At 68.7% G+C, this 20097-nt stretch carries 19 protein-coding genes; 12 read left to right on the plus strand and 7 right to left on the minus strand.

Features of this window, described 5'->3' with window-relative positions; translation table 11 throughout:
* Window positions 1–76: 76 nt before the first annotated feature.
* The 7 genes from ACAM26_RS08270 (at window position 77) to ACAM26_RS08300 (ending at window position 9859) form a co-directional block, all read left to right on the plus strand.
* Window positions 77–1126, plus strand: a complete 1050-nt coding sequence (locus ACAM26_RS08270) for an EAL domain-containing protein (protein WP_369613418.1) — start codon at window positions 77–79, stop codon at window positions 1124–1126.
* Window positions 1127–1669: 543 nt separating this feature from the next.
* A complete protein-coding gene (gyrA, locus tag ACAM26_RS08275) occupies window positions 1670–4282 on the plus strand; it encodes a DNA gyrase subunit A (protein ID WP_123142545.1) in 2613 nt (870 codons plus the stop codon).
* A gap of 33 nt (window positions 4283–4315) precedes the next feature.
* Window positions 4316–5401: a 3-phosphoserine/phosphohydroxythreonine transaminase gene (gene serC / locus ACAM26_RS08280; RefSeq protein ID WP_123142546.1), complete on the plus strand. Its 1086-nt coding sequence runs from the start codon at window positions 4316–4318 to the stop codon at window positions 5399–5401.
* Between the two features lie 53 nt (window positions 5402–5454).
* Window positions 5455–6639 carry a 3-phosphoglycerate dehydrogenase family protein gene (locus ACAM26_RS08285; protein ID WP_369613419.1) on the plus strand — a complete coding sequence of 395 codons (1185 nt, stop codon included), beginning with the start codon at window positions 5455–5457 and terminating at the stop codon, window positions 6637–6639.
* A gap of 2 nt (window positions 6640–6641) precedes the next feature.
* On the plus strand, window positions 6642–7742 hold the full coding sequence (gene pheA, locus ACAM26_RS08290) for a prephenate dehydratase (RefSeq protein ID WP_123139788.1): 1101 nt from the start codon (window positions 6642–6644) through the stop codon (window positions 7740–7742).
* 141 nt (window positions 7743–7883) lie between these two features.
* Window positions 7884–8996: a histidinol-phosphate transaminase gene (hisC, locus tag ACAM26_RS08295; RefSeq protein WP_123139787.1), complete on the plus strand. Its 1113-nt coding sequence runs from the start codon at window positions 7884–7886 to the stop codon at window positions 8994–8996.
* Window positions 8993–9859, plus strand: a complete 867-nt coding sequence (locus ACAM26_RS08300) for a prephenate dehydrogenase/arogenate dehydrogenase family protein (protein ID WP_132230517.1) — start codon at window positions 8993–8995, stop codon at window positions 9857–9859. Before hisC ends, ACAM26_RS08300 begins: the two co-directional genes overlap by 4 nt.
* Here ACAM26_RS08300 and ACAM26_RS08305 read toward each other — a convergent pair.
* The gene (locus tag ACAM26_RS08305) at window positions 9838–10536 is read right to left on the minus strand and encodes a hypothetical protein (protein ID WP_123139785.1); all 699 of its coding nucleotides are present in this window, start codon (window positions 10534–10536) and stop codon (window positions 9838–9840) included. The genes ACAM26_RS08300 and ACAM26_RS08305 overlap by 22 nt on opposite strands.
* A 20-nt stretch (window positions 10537–10556) precedes the next feature.
* On the minus strand, window positions 10557–10928 hold the full coding sequence (locus ACAM26_RS08310) for an Mth938-like domain-containing protein (protein WP_369613420.1): 372 nt from the start codon (window positions 10926–10928) through the stop codon (window positions 10557–10559).
* A 278-nt stretch (window positions 10929–11206) separates the two neighbouring features.
* Between ACAM26_RS08310 and gltX the strand changes: the two genes are divergently transcribed.
* Entirely contained in the window at window positions 11207–12622 is a 1416-nt protein-coding gene (gene gltX / locus ACAM26_RS08315; RefSeq protein ID WP_369613421.1) for a glutamate--tRNA ligase, read from the plus strand.
* A gap of 71 nt (window positions 12623–12693) precedes the next feature.
* On the opposite strand, the gene ACAM26_RS08320 is transcribed toward gltX, so the two are convergent.
* Both ACAM26_RS08320 and ACAM26_RS08325 read right to left on the minus strand, forming a co-directional pair.
* The gene (locus tag ACAM26_RS08320; RefSeq protein WP_123139783.1) at window positions 12694–13446 is read right to left on the minus strand and encodes a PEP-CTERM sorting domain-containing protein; all 753 of its coding nucleotides are present in this window, start codon (window positions 13444–13446) and stop codon (window positions 12694–12696) included.
* Window positions 13447–13584: 138 nt separating this feature from the next.
* A complete protein-coding gene (locus ACAM26_RS08325) occupies window positions 13585–13893 on the minus strand; it encodes a DUF1840 domain-containing protein (protein ID WP_123139782.1) in 309 nt (102 codons plus the stop codon).
* Window positions 13894–14372: 479 nt separating this feature from the next.
* Here ACAM26_RS08325 and ACAM26_RS08330 point away from each other — a divergent pair, with 479 nt between their 5' ends.
* Genes ACAM26_RS08330 through ACAM26_RS08340 form a run of 3 tightly spaced genes read left to right on the plus strand, consistent with a single transcriptional unit; the run spans window position 14373 to window position 17317 of the window.
* Window positions 14373–16046 (plus strand): glutamine--tRNA ligase/YqeY domain fusion protein, encoded by a 1674-nt coding sequence (locus tag ACAM26_RS08330; RefSeq protein WP_123142553.1) that lies wholly within the window; start codon window positions 14373–14375, stop codon window positions 16044–16046.
* A complete protein-coding gene (locus tag ACAM26_RS08335) occupies window positions 16043–16624 on the plus strand; it encodes a DinB family protein (RefSeq protein WP_123139780.1) in 582 nt (193 codons plus the stop codon). The genes ACAM26_RS08330 and ACAM26_RS08335 overlap by 4 nt, the downstream gene beginning before the upstream one ends.
* Window positions 16625–16642: 18 nt before the next feature.
* Window positions 16643–17317 carry a uracil-DNA glycosylase family protein gene (locus ACAM26_RS08340; RefSeq protein ID WP_369613422.1) on the plus strand — a complete coding sequence of 225 codons (675 nt, stop codon included), beginning with the start codon at window positions 16643–16645 and terminating at the stop codon, window positions 17315–17317.
* Here ACAM26_RS08340 and ACAM26_RS08345 read toward each other — a convergent pair.
* A complete protein-coding gene (locus tag ACAM26_RS08345) occupies window positions 17296–17928 on the minus strand; it encodes a trimeric intracellular cation channel family protein (protein WP_005220290.1) in 633 nt (210 codons plus the stop codon). The genes ACAM26_RS08340 and ACAM26_RS08345 overlap by 22 nt on opposite strands.
* 37 nt (window positions 17929–17965) lie before the next feature.
* Window positions 17966–19006 (minus strand): Holliday junction branch migration DNA helicase RuvB, encoded by a 1041-nt coding sequence (gene ruvB / locus ACAM26_RS08350; protein ID WP_123139778.1) that lies wholly within the window; start codon window positions 19004–19006, stop codon window positions 17966–17968.
* A gap of 170 nt (window positions 19007–19176) precedes the next feature.
* On the opposite strand from ruvB, the gene ACAM26_RS08355 reads away from it, so the two are divergent.
* Window positions 19177–19494 (plus strand): hypothetical protein, encoded by a 318-nt coding sequence (locus ACAM26_RS08355; protein ID WP_123139777.1) that lies wholly within the window; start codon window positions 19177–19179, stop codon window positions 19492–19494.
* Between the two features lie 26 nt (window positions 19495–19520).
* On the opposite strand, the gene ACAM26_RS08360 is transcribed toward ACAM26_RS08355, so the two are convergent.
* Complete coding sequence (locus ACAM26_RS08360) at window positions 19521–19946, minus strand: PIN domain-containing protein (RefSeq protein WP_123139776.1); 426 nt, start codon at window positions 19944–19946, stop codon at window positions 19521–19523.
* Window positions 19947–20097 lie beyond the last annotated feature (151 nt).

Genomic DNA, 20097 nt, shown 5'->3' on the forward strand with positions numbered 1-20097 from the left:
CTGTTATCCATAGATCAAGGGGTCGGGCCTGTGCGGTCCGGCCCTTGACCCGCGGTCCTCACAGATGGAGATCCTCATGGCCTGTCCGCGTTGTCAGACACTGCCCCTGACGTCCTCGGCGCGGGGCGAGCTGTTGTTGACCTTTGCGGTGCGCGAGCTGCGCGACAAGTGTCTCGGCTATCTCGAGCAGGCGCCGCTGGTCCACCGGGTCGAGGAGATGGTGGTGCGCCTGCCCGACACCTGCCTGCTCGACTTCCTCGAGCGACTGCGGGTCGATCAACCGTTCAACGCCCTCGAGCGCGAGGGCATCCTGGCACTGTTGCTCGCTCCGGGAGAGGGCCTGGATTTTCACGCCTTCACCCGCGCCCATTCGCTGGAGCGTTGGTTCGCCCTGCTGGCGGCGCGCCCGCTGCTCGAGATCCTCGAATACCAGCGCTTCGTCAGTTGGTTCCAGCCGATCGTCTCGATCGCCGATGGTGCCGTGGTCGGGCACGAGGCGCTGCTGCGCGGACGGTTGCCGGAGGGCGGGCTGATGTTCCCGGGCGAGATCTTCTCGCTGGCTGCGGCCAACGACCTGTTGTTCCAGGTCGATCGTCAGGCGCGTGCCGCGGCGCTGCACTGCGCCGCCGCCCAGGGGCTCGACGGGCTGCTGTTCATCAACTTCCTGCCGACGGCGATCTACGATCCGGTGCACTGTCTGCGCAGCACCGTCGGTTGGGCGCGCAAGCTTGGCATCGATCCCGGTCGGATCGTCTTCGAGGTGGTCGAGACCGAGCGCGTCGGTGATATCGAGCACCTCAAACGCATCCTCGACTACTATCGCGACGCCGGCTACCGGGTGGCGCTCGATGACGTCGGCAGCGGTTATGCCTCGCTCAACCTGCTCGCCCAGCTGCGCCCCGACATCATCAAGGTCGACATGGAGATCATCCGCGACATCGACCGCGATCCCGCCCGCCAGTCGATCTATCGCGCCCTCGCCGGCATCGCCGCCGAGCTCGACATCGAACTCCTCGCCGAGGGCATCGAGACCGAGGCCGAACTCGACTACGTCCGCCGTCACGGCGCCGATCTGGTCCAGGGCTATCTGTTCGGACGCCCCGGTCCCGGGGCGGCCGGGGGCTGAGCGGAGGGTCGCCGCCAGTCGCCAGCTATCAGCCGCCAGTTATCAGCCGCCAGCTACCAGCTACCAGCCGCCAGCCGCCAGCCGCCAGCCGCCAGCCGCCAGCCGCCAGGAGATTGAACCGCAAAGCCGCAAAGTGCGCGAAGAAAGCGACTAGTCTTCAGCAAGCAGCCTCCAGTGTCGGTTTGCGGTCAACCGCGACGCGACGAGACACCCCAGCCCCTTCACTGGAAGCTGGCGGCCGGAAGCCTTTCTCCATCTTCGCGCTCTTGGCGGCTTGGCGGTTCGAACCAGCTTCCAGCGATCAGCTTCCAGCCTCCAGTCGGGGAGGCTGGTGTGCATGATCGGCGATTGACGGGCAAGACGGTATCTTGGCGGTTCGATCCTCTCGGCGGTTCGCTCTTCCCTGGTCGCTGCTTCCCCGCCCAGCCGATCGTCTCCAGCGTGCCTTGGCGCGGCGTGGTAGAATCGACAGGTTCAGAACACGCATCAGGGGCCTCGCTCTGAGGTTCCCTCAAGCACGCTTACAGCCGGTTCACCACACCCATGCCAGAATTCGCCAGAGAAGTCCTGCCCATCAATCTCGAGGACGAGATGCGTCAGTCCTATCTTGATTACGCCATGAGCGTGATCGTGGGGCGCGCGCTGCCGGATGTCCGCGACGGTCTCAAGCCCGTGCACCGCCGGGTGCTCTTCTCGATGCACGAGCAGGGCAACGTGTGGAATCGCGCCTATCGCAAGTCGGCGCGCGTCGTCGGTGACGTCATGGGTAAGTACCACCCCCATGGCGACTCGGCCATCTACGACACCATGGTGCGCATGGCCCAGCCGTTCTCGATGCGCAACCTGTTGGTCGACGGTCAGGGCAACTTCGGTTCGGTCGACGGCGATCCGCCGGCGGCGATGCGTTACACCGAGGTGCGGATGACCCGCATCGCCGATGCGCTGCTCGACGACCTCGACAAGGAGACGGTCGACTTCGCGCCCAACTACGACAACACCGAGCAGGAACCGACGGTGTTGCCGGCGCGCTTCCCGAACCTGCTGGTCAACGGCTCCTCGGGCATCGCCGTGGGCATGGCGACCAACATCCCGCCGCACAACCTCAACGAGGTGATCGACGCCTGTCTGGCGATCATCGACGACCCCCTGGTCGATCTCGAGCAGCTGATCGAGCTGGTGCCCGGCCCGGACTTCCCCACCGGTGCCCTGATCAACGGGGTACGTGGCATCCGCGAGGCCTATCGCACCGGCCGGGGCCGGGTGGTGATGCGCGCGCGCGCCGACTTCGAGGAGCAGAGTCGCAGCGGTCGCGAGGCGATCGTGGTCACCGAGCTGCCCTATCAGGTCAACAAGGCGCGGCTGCTCGAGCGCATCGCCGAGCTGGTCAAGGAGAAGAAGATCGAGGGCATCGCCCAGGACGGGCTGCGCGACGAGTCCGACAAGGACGGCATGCGCATCGTCATCGAGCTCAAGCGCGACACCCATCCCGAGGTGCTGCTCAACAACCTCTACCAGCACACCCAGATGCAGCAGGTGTTCGGCATCAACATGGTGGCCCTGGTCGACGGTCAGCCGCGCACCCTCAATCTCAAGCAGATCCTCGAATACTTCCTGCGTCACCGGCGCGACGTGGTCACCCGCCGCACCCTCTACGAGCTGCGCAAGGCGCGCGATCGCGCCCACGTGCTCGAGGGCTACGCCATCGCCCTGGCCAACATCGACGAGGTGATCGCCACCATCAAGGCCTCGCCGAGCCCGGCCGAGGCCCGCGAGCGACTGATGACGCGGGCCTGGGCGCCGGGCGCGGTCAGCGACATGCTGTCGCGCACCGGGGCCGAGCAGACCCGTCCGGAGACGCTCGATCCCGGCTTCGGCATGACCGATGAAGGCTACCGCCTGAGCGAGCGCCAGGCCAAGGCGATCCTCGAGCTGCAGCTGCACCGACTCACCGGGCTCGAGCAGGAGAAGATCCTCAAGGAGTTCGAGGAGATCCTCGCCCGCATCGGCGAGCTGCTGTCGATCCTCGGCGATCCCGAGCGGCTGATGGCGGTGATCCGCGAGGAGCTGGAGGCGATCCGCGAGCAGTTCGGCAGCGCGCGTCGCACCGAGATCCAGATCGACCACACCGACCTCACCCTCGAGGACCTGATCGCCCCCGAGGACCTGGTGGTGACGCTCTCCCACCAGGGCTACGTCAAGGCCCAGCCGCTCAGCGACTACCAGGCCCAGCACCGCGGCGGGCGCGGCAAGAGCGCGACCTCCTTCCGCGAGGAGGACTTCATCGATCGGCTGTTCGTGGCCAACACCCACGACACCGTGCTCTGCTTCTCCAGCCGTGGTCGGGTCTACTGGATCAAGGTCTACGAGCTGCCCCAGGGCGGACGCAGCGCGCGCGGTCGACCGATGGTCAACCTGCTGCCGCTCGAGCAGGGCGAGCGCATCACCGCGATGCTGCCGGTGCGCGAGTACGAGGACGGTTACTTCGTGTTCATGGCCACCAGCGCCGGCACGGTCAAGAAGACGCCGCTCCAGGACTTCTCGCGTCCGCTCTCGCGCGGCATCATCGCCATCGATCTGCACGAGGACGAGTATCTCGTCGGGGTGGCGATCACCGACGGCAACCAGGACCTGATGCTGTTTACCTCCGCCGGCAAGGCGGTACGCTTCTCCGAGGACCAGGTGCGGGCGATGGGGCGGACCGCGCACGGCGTGCGCGGGGTCAAGCTGCAGCCCGATCAGCGCGTCATCTCGCTGGTGGTGCCCGAGCCCGGTACCGTGCTCAGCGTCACCGAAAACGGGTATGGTAAGCGCACCACGGTCGACCAGTTCCCGACCAAGGGGCGCGGGACCCAGGGCGTGATCGCCATCCGCACCTCGGAGCGCAACGGCGAGCAGGTCGGCGCGGTGCTGGTGCTGCCGGGCGACGAGATCATGCTGATCACCGAGCACGGCACCCTGATCCGGACCTCGGTCGACGAGATCCCGGTGGTCGGGCGCGATGCCCAGGGCGTCAAGCTGATCAACCTCGGCGCCGGCGAGCGGCTGGCCTATGTCGAGCGCGTGGTCGCGCTCGATGAGGAGGAGGCGGCGGAGGCCGAGGCCGATGCCTCGGATGTTGCCGACGAGGCGGGCGCGGATGCCGAGCCGCGCGATTGACAATCCTGATTCTGTGCTAGGGGAAGAGTGAGAATGGCTCGAGTGTACAATTTCAGCGCCGGGCCAGCGATGCTGCCCGAGGCGGTGCTGCAGCAGGCCCGCGAGGAGATGCTCGACTGGCATGGTACGGGGACCTGCGTGGCCGAGATGAGCCACCGCGGCAAGGCCTTCGTCTCCATCGCCGAGCGCGCCGAGGCCGACCTGCGCGCGTTGCTGGGCATCCCGGACAACTACCGGGTGCTGTTCCTCCAGGGCGGTGCCTCGAGCCAGTTCGCGATGGTGCCGATGAACCTGCTGCGCGGCAAGGGCGAGGCCGACTACGTCAACACCGGCACCTGGTCGAAGAAGGCGATCGCCGAGGCGCGGCGTTACTGCGCGGTCAATGTCGCCGCCAGCACCGTCGAGGAGTCGCTCGGCCGCGCCCCGGCGCAGCACGAGCTGGCGCTCAGCGGCGAGCGCGCGGCCTATGTCCACTACACCCCCAACGAGACCATCGCCGGGGTCGAGTTCTCCTACGTCCCCGAGACCGGCGTGGTGCCGCTGGTCGCCGACATGTCCTCGACCCTGCTGTCGCGCCCGATCGACGTCTCGCGCTTCGGGCTGATCTATGCCGGGGCGCAGAAGAACATCGGTCCGGCCGGACTGACCATCGTCATCGTCCGCGACGACCTGCTCGGCCAGCCGCAGGCGGCGACCCCGACCATGTTCGACTACAAGGTCCACGCCGACGCCGACTCCATGTACAACACCCCGCCGACCTATGCCTGGTACCTCGCCGGGCTGGTGTTCCAGTGGCTCCGGGAGAACGGTGGGCTGGGCGCGATGGCCGAGATCAACGCCCGCAAGGCGGCGCTGCTCTATGGCACCATCGACGCATCCGACTTCTACCATAATCCGGTGGACCCGGGGTCGCGTTCGTGGATGAACGTCCCCTTCACCCTGGCCGATCCGGCGCTCGACGGGCGCTTCCTCGAAGAGGCCGCGGCCGCGGGGCTGACCGCGCTCAAGGGCCATCGCTCGGCTGGCGGGATGCGCGCGAGCATCTATAACGCCATGCCCGAGTCCGGGGTCGAGGCGCTGGTCGCGTTCATGCGCGAGTTCGAGCGTCGTCACGGCTGAGGCGCGTCCGGGCGTCGGCGCGCGTCCGTCATCATGCAGGAGGCCGAGCGGGCATGTTCAGGATCCAGACCTTGAATCAGATCGCGGTGGCCGGGCTCGAGCGGCTGCCGCGCGAGCACTACGAGGTGGCCTCGGAGATCGTCCACCCGGACGCCATCCTGCTGCGCTCGGCGCCGTTGCAGGCCGCGGCGGTGCCGTCCTCGGTACGCGCCGTCGGGCGCGCCGGCGCGGGCACCAACAACATCCCGGTGACGGCGCTGACCGCGCGCGGGGTGGCGGTGTTCAACACCCCGGGAGCCAACGCCAACGCGGTCAAGGAGCTGGTGCTCGCGGCGCTGCTGATCGGCTCGCGCAACATCGCCCAGGCGCTGCGCTTCGTCGAGGGGCTGGATGGCGACGATGCCGCCATCCAGCAGGCGGTGGAGCAGGGCAAGCGCGCCTTCGTCGGCTTCGAGCTGCCGGGGCGTACCCTCGGGGTGATCGGGCTCGGCGCGATCGGGGTCAAGGTGGCCAATGCGGCGCGGGCGCTGGGGATGCGGGTGATCGGCTATGACCCCACCATCACCGTGGCCCGCGCCTGGCAGCTCGAACACGACGTCGAGGCCGCGCACAGCGTCGACGAGGTGCTCGCGCGTGCCGATTGCGTCACCCTCCACGTGCCGCTGACCGAGGACACCCGTCATCTGATCGATGCCACGCGTATCCGCGGCATGCGTCACGGGGCGCTGTTGCTGAACTTCTCGCGGCGCGGCATCGTCGACGACGCGGCGGTGCTCGCGGCGCTCGACGAGGGGCGGCTCCACGGCTACTGCTGCGATTTCCCCAACAACCAGCTCAAGGCCCACCCGCAGGTGGTGGTGCTGCCGCACCTGGGTGCCTCGACCCGGGAGGCGGAAGACAACTGTGCAGTGATGGTCGCCGAGCAGCTGCGCGACTATCTGGAGAACGGCAACGTGACCCATTCGGTCAACTTCCCCGAGATCGTGCTGCCGCGCAACGGCGGTGCACGGATCTCCATCGTCAACAACAATGTCCCCAACATGGTCGGTCAGATCTCGACCCATCTCGGCACCGCCGGGCTCAATATCCTCGATATGCTCAACCGCTCGCGCGAGACCATCGCGGTGACCCTGATCGACGTCGACCGGCGTTGTCCGCCGGAGACGCTCGCCGCCCTGGCGGCGATCGATGGGGTGTGCTCGGCGCGTGCGCTCGACCCGCTGCCGGAGGCGTGCTGACCATGGCCGACAACACACACGACCAGGACGGGCTCGATCAGGTCCGTGGACGGATCGATGCCATCGACCAGGAACTGCTCGATCTGATCAGCGAGCGGGCGCGCTGTGCCCAGCGTGTTGCCCACATCAAGACCGAGACCGATGGCCGCGCGGTACAGTTCTATCGTCCCGAGCGCGAGGTCTCGATCCTGCGCCGGGTCAAGGACGCCAACCCGGGGCCCCTCGACGGCGAGGAGGTGGCACGGCTGTTTCGCGAGATCATGTCCGCCTGTCTGGCGCTCGAGCGTCCGTTGCAGGCCGCCTTTCTCGGGCCCGAGGGCACCTTCACCCAGGCCGCGGCGATCAAGCACTTCGGCCACTCGGTGGTGACCCGGGCGATGGCCACCATCGACGAGATCTTCCGCGAGGTCGAGGCCGGCTCCTGCGACTTCGGCGTGGTGCCGGTGGAGAACTCCACCGAGGGTGTGGTCAGCCACACCCTCGACCTGTTCATGACCTCGCCGCTGGCGATCACCGGCGAGGTCACGCTGCGCATCCATCATCACCTGATGAGCGCCGAGACCGAGCTCGGCGCGATCCGCACCGTCTATTCGCACCAGCAGTCGCTCGCCCAGTGTCGCGAGTGGCTCGATCGCTATCTGCCGCACGCCGAGCGGGTGGCCGTCGGCAGCAACGCCGACGCCGCGCGCACCGCCGCCAAGGAGTCGGGCGCGGCGGCGGTGGCCGGCCATCAGGCCGCCGAGATCTACGGCCTGGCGGTGCTCGCCGAGCGCATCGAGGACGAGCCGGGCAACACCACCCGCTTTCTCGTCATCGGCAAGCAGGACGCACCGCCGAGCGGCGAGGACAAGACCAGCCTGCTGCTCTCGTGTCGCAACAAGGCCGGCGGGCTGCATGCGCTGCTGATGCCCTTGGCCGCCCACGGCATCAGCATGACCCGGATCGAGTCGCGGCCCTCGCGACGCGGTATCTGGGACTATGTCTTCTTCGTCGACATCATCGGTCACCGCGAGGACCTGCCGGTCGCCGCGGCGCTCGAACACCTGGAGCGCGAGGCGCAGCTGTTCAAGGTGCTCGGCTCCTATCCGGTGGCGGTACTCTAGCCGCGACCGACCCCGGCGCAGCCCCTGCGCCGGTCGAGACTGCTACCGGGCGATCGCGCGTCGCCCGGCCTCCGATCATCAATCACGGATCTCGTCCCATCCCCCGGGACGATCAGGACGAGAACATCGCGAGTCTGCATCATGCCCAATCAAGACAACCCCTTCCTCGAGATCGCCGCACCCTGGGTCGCCGGTCTCTCGCCCTATGTCCCCGGCAAGCCGATGGCCGAGCTCGAACGTGAGCTCGGCATCACCGACGCGGTCAAGCTCGCCTCCAACGAGAATCCGCTCGGCCCCGGCCCCAAGGCGCGCGCGGCGATCGCCGAGGCCTGCGGCGACCTCGGTCGCTACCCCGACGGCGGTGGCTTCGAGTTGCGCATGGCGATCGCCGCCCACCACGACGTCTCGCCGAGTGCGGTGACCCTCGGCAACGGTTCCAACGACGTGCTCGACCTGATCGCGCGCGCCTTCCTCCAGCCCGGCACCGAGTCGGTGTTCTCCGAACACGCCTTCGCCGTCTATGCCATCTCCACCCAGGCGGTGGGGGCGAGCGCGCGCATCGCCCCGGCGCGCGACTACGGCCACGATCTCGAAGCGATGGCCGCGCTGGTCAACGAGCGCACCCGGGTGGTGTGGATCGCCAACCCCAACAACCCCAGCGGCACCTGGCTCGACGCCGCCGCGCTCAAGAGCTTCATCGAGGCGCTGCCGCGCACCTGTCTGGTGGTGATCGACGAGGCCTATACCGACTATGTCAGCGAGCCCGACTTCCCCGACGCCACCCTGTGGCTGGAGAAGCACCCCAACCTGATCGTTACCCGCACCTTCGCCAAGGTCCACGGGCTGGCGGCGCTGCGCGTCGGCTACGGGCTGAGCCACCCCAAGGTCGCCGACCTGCTCAACCGGGTGCGCCAGCCGTTCAATGTCAACGCCCTGGCCCAGGCCGCGGCGGTCGCCGCCCTCGACGATCGCGAGCACGTGCGCGCCTCGGTCGAGCTCAACCGCGCCGGGATGCGCCAGTACACCGAGGCCTTCGCGCGTCTGGGGCTCGATTTCATCCCCTCGGTGGGCAACTTCATCACCGTCGACGTCGGTCGGCCGGCCGGTCCGGTCAACGACGCCCTGCTGCGCCTGGGGGTGATCGTGCGTCCGGTGGCCAACTACGGGCTGCCCAATCACCTGCGCATCAGCATCGGGCTGGAGGCGGAGAACGCCCGCTGCATCGCCGCGCTCGAGCAGGTGCTGGGCCGATGATCGCGCGGCTCGCGGTCATCGGCGTCGGGCTGATCGGCGGCTCGCTGGCGCGCGCGCTGCGCGAGGCCGGGGCGGTCGGCGAGGTGGTCGGCTGCGGCCGCTCGCTGCCCAACCTCGAGCGCGCCCGCGAGCTGGGGGTGATCGATCGCTTCAGCCAGGACCCGGCCGAGGCCGTCGCCGGCGCCGATATGGTCTTCCTCGCCGTGCCCATGCGGGCGATGCGGGGGGTGCTCGAGACCATCGCCCCGGCGCTCGCGCCGGGTGCGGTGGTCACCGACGGCGGCAGCGTCAAGGGCAGCGTGGTGGCCGATGCCGGCGCGGTGTTCGGCGCGCCGCCGCCGTTCCTGGTGCCGGGACACCCGATCGCCGGCACCGAGCGCAGCGGGGTCGAGGCCGCCTTCGCCGAGCTCTATCGTGATCGTCGGGTGATCCTCACCCCGGTGGAGCAGACCGCGCCGGAGGCGGTCGATCGGGTCGAGGCGATGTGGCGGGCCTGCGGGGCCGAGGTGACGCGGATGGACGTCTCCCACCACGACGAGGTGCTGGCCGCGACCAGCCACCTGCCGCACATGCTCGCCTTCGGTCTGGTCGACACCCTGGCGCGGATGCGCGAGAACGACGAGATCTTCCGCTACGCCGCCGGCGGCTTTCGCGACTTCACCCGTATCGCCTCGAGCAGTCCGGAGATGTGGCGCGACATCTGTCTGGCCAACCGCGAGGCGTTGAGCGCGATGCTCGGACGCTTCAGCGTCGAGCTGGCCGATCTCGCGCGGTTGATCCGCGAGGAGGACGGCGACGAGCTGCTGGCGTTGTTCGCGCGCGCGCGTGAGGCGCGCGACCGCTACATCGACGGCGTGCGCTGATCGAGCGCGCGCGCCTCGAGCGGCGCGAGCAGGGTGTCGAAGGCCGCCGGGGCGACGTACTGGATGACGGTCTCGCCGTCGGCGGCGAGGGCGATGTCGATGCCGCGGTCGGGATAAAGGTAGTGGACGATGCCGCCCTCGGACTCGACGAGGCGCTGTGCCGGCTGGCCGAAGCGGCGCTCGATCAGCGCCGGATCGAGCCGCGCCTGGGGCAGGTAGGTGATGGCGCGGATCGGCGCGGCGGCGAACGCGGTCTCGTCCTCGGGGGCGAGACGGACCTTCTTGTCGCCGCTCGGCAGCTGGCTGATGCGCAGCCCGCGGGCATAGGCCGCGGTCAGCCGCTCGGGCGGGATCGCCAGACTGAGGATGAAGTCGGCGCGCAGCCGGTGCAGGTGCAGGCGCGCGAAATAGGCCTCGACGCTCAGGCGCGGCGCCTGCTCGGTGCCTGCGCGAAACAGGTTCAGCTCGCCCGACTCGCCGAACAGCGTGCGGGCATCGGCCAGGGTGCTGGTGCCGAGGGTCAGGCCGAAGACCTCGGTGGCGCCGTCGGCGCTGAGGCTCACCTGCCAGGGCAGACGCGCACCGGCGGGCGCCGGCGGATCGGGCATCAGCAGCGCCAGTCCGAGGATGGCGAGCAGGGCGGCGATGAGGAGACCGGGGACCAGGGCGCGATCCATGGCGTGTGCTCCGGTGCGGGTCAGTAGGGCAGCAGCCCGGCCACCACTCGCCGGTCCTCGGCGAGGAGGATGTTGAAGGTGCGGCAGGCCGCGCCGGTGTCCATGAACTCGACGCCGACCCCGCGCGCGATCGCCTCGCGATAGACCGCGGGGTCGGGGAAGACCTGACGCGCCCCGGTGCCGATGACGATGACCTGGGGATCGCCCTCGAGCAGCGCGGCGATGTGCTCGGGGGTGAGCGCCTCGGCGCGCGCCGGTCCCCAGTCGGGGTCGAGCCGTTCGGCCGAGACCAGCAGGGCATAGGTGTAGCGCCGGTCGCGGATCTGGGTCCCCTCGGGGCCGTAGCCCTGTACCCGGTTGCTGTCGGCGTCTTCTGTCTGGGCGAATTTCATGTCTCGGACCATACCCCAGGGCTCGGGGAGGGGACAAGCCGCCAGCCTTCAGCCTTCAGCCTTCAGCCGCCAGCCGCCAGCCGCCAGCCGCCAGCCGCCAGCCGCCAGCCGCCAGCCGCCAGCCGCAGCGCGCTCGGCGTGACGCTGGCGGCTGGCGGTCGGTCGTATCATTTGCGCTTCGCTCGTCTCGATTCTCCGCCGACCGCGCCACCCGGGTTCGCGGCGGTCGGCTCTGCTAGAATCTGCGCTCACTCCCATCACAACCGATCCGGAATCCCATGACCGTTCGTACCCGATTCGCACCGTCTCCAACCGGCTATCTGCACGTCGGCGGCGCTCGTACCGCGCTGTTCAGCTATCTCTTCGCCCGCAGGCACGGTGGGCAGTTCGTGCTGCGGATCGAGGACACCGATCTCGAACGCTCGACCGAGGAGTCGGTCAACGCGATCCTCGAGGGCATGACCTGGCTCGGGCTCGAGTACGACGAGGGGCCCTTCTACCAGACGCAGCGCTTCGACCGTTACAACCAGGTCATCGACGAGCTGCTCGACAAGGGGCTGGCCTATCGCTGCGACTGTCCCAAGGAGCGGCTCGAGAAGCTGCGCGAGGACCAGATGGCGCGCAAGGTCAAGCCGCGCTATGACGGCTGCTGCCGCAACCGTCAGGTCGACCCCGACAAGCCGCACGTGATCCGTTTCAAGAACCCCGCCGACGGCGTGGTGGTGGTCGACGACATGATCCGCGGACGGATGCCGTTCAACAACGCCGAGCTCGACGACCTGATCATCCGTCGCAGCGACGGCTCGCCGACCTACAACCTCACCGTGGTGGTGGACGACGCCGACATGGGCATCACCCATGTCATCCGTGGCGACGACCACATCAACAACACCCCGCGCCAGATCAACATCCTGCGCGCGCTCGGTCGCGACGTGCCGCAGTACGCCCACGTGCCGATGATCCTCGGCGACGACGGCGCGCGGCTGTCCAAGCGTCACGGTGCGGTGGGGGTGATGTCCTATCGCGATCAGGGCTATCTGCCCGAGGCGCTGCTCAACTATCTGGTGCGTCTGGGCTGGTCGCACGGCGATCAGGAGATCTTCTCGCTCGAGGAGATGGTCGAGCTGTTCGACATCGGCGCGGTCAACAAGGCCGCCTCGGCCTTCAACACCGACAAGCTCGACTGGCTCAACCAGCACTATCTGCACCATGCCGAGCCTTCCCGCATCGCCCGTCTGCTCAGCCCGCACATGGGCCGGCTGGGGATCGACCCCAGCACCGGCCCGGAGCTGGCCGCGGTGGTCAAGGCCCAGGCCGCGCGCGCCAAGACCCTCGCCGAGCTGGCCGAGATCAGCGCCTTCTGCTACCAGGACTTCGAGGCGTTCGACGAGACCTCGGCGAAGAAGCACCTGCGTCCGGTCGCGCGCGAGGCGCTCGAGCGGTTGCGCGCCGCCTTCGAGATGATGGCCTACGAGGACTGGAACCCGGACGATCTCAAGCGCGTGGTCGAGCGCGTCTCCGAGGAGCTGGAGGTGAAGATGGGCAAGGTCGCCCAGCCGCTGCGCGTGGCCATCGTCGGTCGCGCCGCCTCCCCGGGGATCGAGGAGACGCTGATGCTGGTCGGCAAGGAGGCGACGCTGCGTCGTATCGACAAGGCGCTCGCCTATATCGCCGAGCGCGAGAGCGCCGCCTGATCGGTCCGTCGTCGGCTTGAACGACCCGCGCGCCGGGGTCCTCGCGGGCCCCGGCGCGCTTGCGTTCGGGCTCAGCGCCTGCGGCGACTCAGCCCCAGCCCGAGGACGCCCGCGAGCAGCAGGGCGAGGCTCGTCGGCGTCGGAATGCTACCGCCGCTATCGTCCGCGGCGAGCGCGGTGAACTGCAGCCCGGAGTAGATCGCGTTGCGCTGCGAGTAGTTGTAGAAACCGATCCCGCCGTCGGCGAAGTTGCCCGCCAGATCGAGTTCCTTGATGCCGTCGATGAACAGTTCGACCCCGGTGGCGGTGAAGTGCAGGTCGAAGTCGTAGCTGGTGTAGGGGTCCCAGCCGGTATCGCCGAGGGTGAGCCCGCGCGCCAGCTCCTCGACGCCCTGAGCCGGGTCGTGCCACCAGGCGCCGCTGTTCTCGTCGAGCCGATCGGTGACGCGCGAGATGGCCAGACCGCCCTCGGCGCGCCCGCCGTAGCGGCTCTGGTCCGAGCGGCGCCAGTCGATCAGCAGATAGTCGACGTCGCTGGCGCCGAGATCGCCGGCTCGATAGCCGAGGACGAAGCCGATGACATCGTTGTCCTTGGCATAGTCGACCTGGAGCTGTCCGGAGAGGCTCAAGCCCTGGGCCGGGTCGCTGCTGAAGAAAACGGTGGGGGCCTCGTTGCGGGTCTGGGTGACGCTGCCCGGGTCGCCGAGTTGCCACTTGCCGGGTCCCTCGGCCTGCCAGCCGGAGAGGTCGATCGGTGTGGCCAGCGCCGACAGGCTGGTGAGCCCGAGGGTGAGGCCGAGAAGTCGTCTGCTGTGCGTGCGCATGTGCTTATCGTTGTCGTGATCGCCGCCGACCGGTCCCGGCGGTGGGGACCGGGCGCCTTCGCGCCCGTGCCTGGAATCCCTCCAGAACGGATCAGATTACCACTCCGGGCGTGCCGCCTTGAGTGCGCCAGTGCCCGTTCAGTGGTCCCACATCACATTGGCCTCGGCGGCCGCGGCCGCCTCCAGGAGCTCGATGAGCGGCAGGGCGCGATGGGCGAGGCTGACATGGCGGCGCTCGCCGTCGTCCTCATCGCGCCGCGGATCGAGATAAAGCCCGGGGTGATCCGCGACCCCGTCGCGCAGTCGCTCCAGCGCCCGGGGGACATCGGCGGCGAGCAGCGCGCCGGGCACGCTGCCGCTGTGCCCCATCAGCTTGATCAGGGGCACGGCGACCTCGCCGAACATGGTGATGGTGGCATAGGCACTGGTCTGGAAATGAACGAGCATGATCGGCTCCGATGATGGGCGGGTGAAGTGCTAGGCTAGCAGTCGCCAGTCGCCAGTCGCCAGTCGCCAGTCGCCAGTCGCCAGTCGCCAGGGGATTGAACCGCAAAGACGCAAAGGAGACGAGGCAAGGGGAAGAGTCTCCAGCCTCCAGCCTCCAGCCTCCAGCCTCCAGCCTCCAGTTGGATGGTGGTAGCCGGGGCGCGGATCGCAAAATCGCGAAGGGGGGCGCTCTCGGTGGGTGGTGGTGAGCAGATCAACAGCAAGAGCATCACGCAGGTCCTGCTGTGTTTTGGGGCTGACAGCGAGAGGCGGCGTGGGGTGGTTCGTGCCCGCTGCGTTCGTCGAGTCTGTACGCCCACTGGCGGCTGGCAGCTGAGCGCTGCCCGCTGTCGACCGATCAGTCAGGCTGACGCCCAGGGGCGCGCGCGATAAAATATCCTGTTCGTCGTCCAATCAATCTATCGCCTGCCCGAGACATCATGACCGACGCTGCCGAGCCGACCCGCACCAACTTCATCCGCCAGATCGTCGAAGCGGATCTGGCCGCCGGGACCCACGACCGGGTGGTGACCCGTTTCCCGCCTGAGCCCAATGGTTATCTGCACATCGGCCACGCCAAGTCGATTGCGCTCAACTTCGGCTTGGCCGAGTCGCTCGGTGGGCAGTGCAACCTGCGCTTCGACGACACCAATCCGCACAAGGAGAACCTCGAGTTCGTCGAGGCGATCAAGACCGACGTGCGCTGGCTCGGCTTCGAGTGGGGCGGGCAGGCGCGGTTTGCCTCCGACTACTTCGAGCGGCTCTATGGCTTCGCCGTCGAGCTGATCGAGCAGGGGCTGGCCTATGTCTGCGAGCTCGATGCCGAGCAGATGCGCGAGTATCGCGGCACCCTCACCGAGCCCGGTCGCCCGAGCCCGTGGCGCGATCGCCCGGTGGCGGAGAACCTCGAGCTGTTCGCGCGGATGCGCGCCGGTGAGTTCCCCGATGGTTCGCGCACCCTGCGCGCACGCATCGACATGGCCGCGCCCAACATCAACCTGCGCGACCCGGTGCTCTATCGCATCAAGCACGGGGTGATCCATCACCAGACCGGGGACGCCTGGTGTCTCTACCCGACCTATGACTTCACCCACCCGCTGAGCGATGCCATCGAGGGCGTCACCCACTCGCTCTGCACCCTCGAGTTCGAGGACCACCGTCCGCTCTACGACTGGTGCGTCGAGCACGTCTCGGTGCCGAGCCGGCCGCGTCAGATCGAGTTCAGCCGGCTCAACCTCGAGTACACCGTCACCAGCAAGCGCAAGCTCACCGAGCTGGTCGCCGAGGGGCACGTCGATGGCTGGGACGATCCGCGCATGCCGACCATCGCCGGGCTGCGGCGGCGTGGCTACACCCCGACGGCGCTGCGCGAGTTCTGCGAGCGCATCGGCGTGACCAAGTCGGAGAACCGGGTGGAGATGGCGATGCTCGAGAGCGCCATCCGCGACGATCTCGACGCCCACGCGCCCCGGCGCATGGCGGTGCTGCGCCCGCTCAAGGTGGTGCTGACCAACTACCCCGAGGACGAGGTGCTCAACATCAGCGCGGCCAACCATCCCAAGGACGAGTCGATGGGCAGCCGCGAGATCCCCTTCGGGCGCGAGCTCTATATCGATCGCGCGGACTTCGCCGAGGTCCCGCCGAAGGGCTTCAAGCGGCTGGTGCCGGGCGGTGAGGTGCGGTTGCGCAACGCCTATGTGATCCGTTGCGACGAGGTGGTGAAGGACGCTGCCGGCGAGGTCGTCGAGCTGCGCGCAAGCATCGACCCGGCCACCCTCGGCTGCAAGCCCGAGGGGCGCAAGGTCAAGGGGGTGATCCACTGGGTCGCCGCCGCGCACGCGGTGGCCGCCGAGGTGCGCCTCTACGACCGTCTGTTCCGGGTTGCGATGCCCGGCGCCGAGGGGCAGGATTATCGCAACGACATCAACCCCGACTCGCTCGAGGTGCTGGTCGATTGCATGCTCGAGCCGAGCCTCGGTGGGGCACAGCCGGGCGAGCGCTTCCAGTTCGAGCGTGAGGGCTATTTCGTCGTCGATCCCGATTCGACGGCGCAGCGCCCGGTGTTCAACCGCACCGTGGGGCTGCGCGACAGCTGGGGCAAGGGTAACGGGTGAGTAGACGCGAGACCGACGCAACCGATCCGACGGGTCAGCGCCTCCCGGCACACGAGCGCCTGGTGGCCGATCTCGGCCTGCGCGCCTATGCCGCGCTGTCGTCGCCGGGGTCGGTGCTGCGTCTGTTTCGCCGCGAGGCCGAGCAGGCCTGTGCCATCGCCGCCGGGCTCGACGAGGTGCAGGGGCGGCGTGCGGTGCGCATCCGTCGCGTCGCCGGACTCGAGCCCGGTGGACGTGACTGGTCGGTCTACATGGTGCTCGATCACCTGGTGATGGTGAACACCGCCGTCACCGCGCTGGTCCATGCCCTCTGTGTCAGCCAGGGGCACAGCGTCGAGATCGCGCCGGCCGATGTCACCCCGCATCTCGACGCCGGACCCGACCGTATCGATGCGCTGCGCGCGAGCGTCGAGCGCCACGCCGAGGTGATCGAACGCCTCGGCGTGCTCAATGGTCGTGAACCCTATCCCCATCCCTGGTTCGGCCCACTCAGCGCTCGCCAGTGGCACGCCCTGGCGGCGCTGCACAACCGCATCCATCGCGTGCAGATCCAGCGGATCGCGCGCCGTCTCGACTGATCCCGTCTCAGGAGTCCGATGTCTTCAACCCCCTTCACCGTCGCCGCCGACGCCACCCCGGCCGACCGGCTCGCTGCCCTGACCCGGTTGCACCACGCGCTCGAGGACTGTCGTCGCTGCCCGGCGATGTTCGGCCCCTCGGTGCACAGCGCCACCCTGATCTCGCCGGTGATGCTGGTCGGTCAGGCGCCGGGTACCCGCGAGATCGAGCAGGGGTTGCCGTTCTGCTGGACCGCGGGCAAGACGCTGTTCCGCTGGCTCGGCTCGATCGGCATGGACGAGCCGGTCTGTCGCGAGCGGCTGCTGATCAGCGCCGTGTGTCGCTGCTTCCCGGGCAAGAACCCCAAGGGCGGGGACCGGGTGCCGGATGGCGAGGAGATCGCGCGTTGCGCCGAGTGGTGGCGCGGCGAGCTGGCGTTGTTGCGGCCACGGCTGATCATCCCGGTGGGCAAGCTCGCCATCGCTCAGTTGATGGACTTCAAGCGGCTCAACGAGGTGGTCGGTCAGCAGTGGCGCTATCGCGACCCGGCCGGGTGGGAGGCGGACATGATCCCGTTGCCGCACTCCTCGGGGGCCTCGACCTGGTTCAAGATGGAGCCGGGCAAGACCCTGCTGGCCGAGGCGCTGGCGCTGATCGAGGCGCACCCGGCGTGGCGCGCGCTGCGCGCCGATCACTCCTTGGTGGTGAAGTAGGGCAGGCTGATCTCCCAGCGGATCGCCGCCAGCCGGAGCAGGAACACCAGGCTGCCGCCGGTGACGGCGGCGATGCTGGGGTTGATCTCCAGTTCGAGCATCGCCAGGAGCACCAGTGCGCCGAGCCAGGAGGCGGTGGCGTAGAGGGTGCCCTGGAACACCAGCGGCTCCTCGTTGCAGAGCACGTCGCGGAGGATGCCGCCGACCACCCCGGTGATCACCCCCATGAAGCTCGCCACCAACCAGGGCGCGTCCCAGGCGAGCGCGGCCTTGGTGCCGGTGACGGTGAACAGCGCCAGTCCGAGCGCGTCGGGGATCAGGAACAGCCGCGCCGGCAGCGAGAACACCCGCGCCAGGAAGAAGGTGAAGAGCGCCGCGCCGAGGGCGACGATCGAATAGGTCTGGTCGGCGATCCAAAACACCGGGCGATCGAGCAGCAGGTCGCGCAGCGAGCCGCCGCCGAGTGCGGCGGCGAGCGCCACCACCACCATGCCGAACAGGTCGAAGCGCTTGCGCCCGGCCTCCAATACCGCCGCGGCGGCCATCATCGCCACCGCGGCGAGGCTGGTGCAGTACATCAGCAGATCGAGCGGGATGTGCAGTTGGGGCATGTCGTCACTGATTCCGTCGCCAGGGGGGCGGGCCGTCTCATTCCGTCGGCTGATCGAACAGCCCGGGCTCGGCGTCGCGGCGCGCGCGCAGGCCGAAGTGGTCGTAGGCGATCTGGGTGGCCATGCGCCCGCGCGGGGTGCGCATCAGGAAGCCCTGCTGAATGAGATAGGGTTCGAGCACGTCCTCGATGGTGCCGCGCTCCTCGCCGATCGCCGCGGCCAGGCTCTCGACCCCGACCGGGCCGCCGTCGAACTTCTCGATCACCGCTTCGAGCAGGCGTCGGTCCATGTGGTCGAAGCCCTGGGCGTCGACCTTGAGCATCTCCAGCGCGCGATCGGCGACGGCGGCGTCGATATGGCCGTCGGCGCGCACCTCGGCATAGTCGCGCACCCGTCGCAGCAGCCGGTTGGCGATGCGCGGGGTGCCGCGCGAGCGGCGCGCGATCTCGCTTGCGCCGGCGGTGTCGGCGGCGATGCCGAGCAGTCGTGCCGAGCGCTCGACGATGGTGGTGAGGTCGGCGGCAGAGTAGTACTCGAGCCGCTGGACGATACCGAAGCGATCGCGCAGCGGTGAGGTCAGCAGCCCGGCGCGGGTGGTGGCGCCGACCAGGGTGAAGGGCGGCAGGTCGAGCTTGATCGAGCGCGCCGCCGGACCCTCGCCGATCATGATGTCGATCTGGTAGTCCTCCATCGCCGGGTAGAGCACCTCCTCGACCACCGGGCTGAGACGGTGGATCTCGTCGACGAAGAGCACGTCGCCCTCCTCGAGGTTGGTGAGCAGCGCGGCCAGATCGCCGGGCTTCTCCAGCACCGGTCCCGAGGTCTGGCGCAGGTTGACCTGCATCTCCTGGGCGATGATGTGGGCGAGCGTGGTCTTGCCGAGACCGGGGGGGCCGAAGATCAGCACGTGATCGAGCGCCTCGGCGCGCGCCCGGGCGGCGCCGATGAAGATCTCCATCTGGTCGCAGACCGCCGGCTGGCCGACATAGTCGGCCAACGTGCGGGGGCGGATGGCGCGATCGAGCGCATTGTCGTCGGTGGCGGCCTGGGGGCTGATGATACGGTCTGGGTCGGTCATGTCGGGCGGCGAGGGGAGACAAGGGAGTTGGTCGGGTGCGCCTATGATAGGGGATGCGGACATCTTCGTGCCGGAGATCGCGCCTCGATCGACGTGCGCGCCAGCGTGACGTATGGTCCCCGCGCAGGCGAGAAGCGGGACGCTTTCTGTGAGCGAATTGAGGAGCAAGCATGCCAAACGAAAACAGTCGACTGCTGCTGGAGATCGACGCCGCGATCCGCGAGATCAACCGCCGCCACATCAATCCGGCGATCTCGGCGCTGACCCTGAGCGATCTCAATCCGGTGATCGAGATGGTGGCGCGTGCGCGCGCGAGCTATCTGCAGGCGCTGTTCGAGATCGCCACCAAGAGTAACGGCGAGCTGCCGGGCAAGGAGGCGGTGGCGCGGCTGCATGCGCTGCGGATGCGCTACGAGGAGCTGGTCAAGGGCATGCAGGCGCTGGAGACGGCGGTCGAGCGCGAGTATCTGGATGTGCGCAAGCGCTGATCCAGGGCCCGCCGCCGGCGCTGGCGTCAGCCGTGGAGTTCGCGCAGGAAGGTCTCGGGCGGCTGCACCTTGAGCGCGCTGCCGGGGAAGTCCTCGGGGTTGGCGGTGATCAGGTAGTCGAGTCCCTGGGCGCGGGCGCACTCGTGGGTCAGGGCATCGTCGAGATAGTCCCAACCGAGCTCCATGGCCGCGTCGACGATGCCGGCGTCGACCGGGGCGATCTCGAAGAGCGCGCGCAGCCGGTCGAGCGCGCCGCGCGCCTGGCGCTGGCCCTGGGTGCGGGAGAGGAAGTCGTGCAGTGCGTCGATCGCGCTGGCGCAGATATAGCCGCGTACGCGTCCATCAGTGACCAGGCCGAAGGCCGCGCGTGCGGGGCCGTTGCGGGAGTCCTCCGCGGCCATGGCCGCGGTCAGCACGGTGACGTCGAAGAGCGCCTTGGGGGTGTCGGACATCGTTCGTTCCCTGTGGTATTCGCCTGTCATGGCCGGCGAGCGGTGGGTATGCCGAGCGGATGCCCGGTGTCGCGGTCCATGCCGGAGCGCCCCGCATCTGTCGATGCGGGGCTATCAATCAGGAAACCCTTATAAGTCAAGACTCATCGGT

The sequence above is a fragment of the Marichromatium sp. PS1 genome, assembly GCF_041155115.1.
In the GTDB taxonomy this organism is placed as follows: domain Bacteria; phylum Pseudomonadota; class Gammaproteobacteria; order Chromatiales; family Chromatiaceae; genus Marichromatium; species Marichromatium gracile.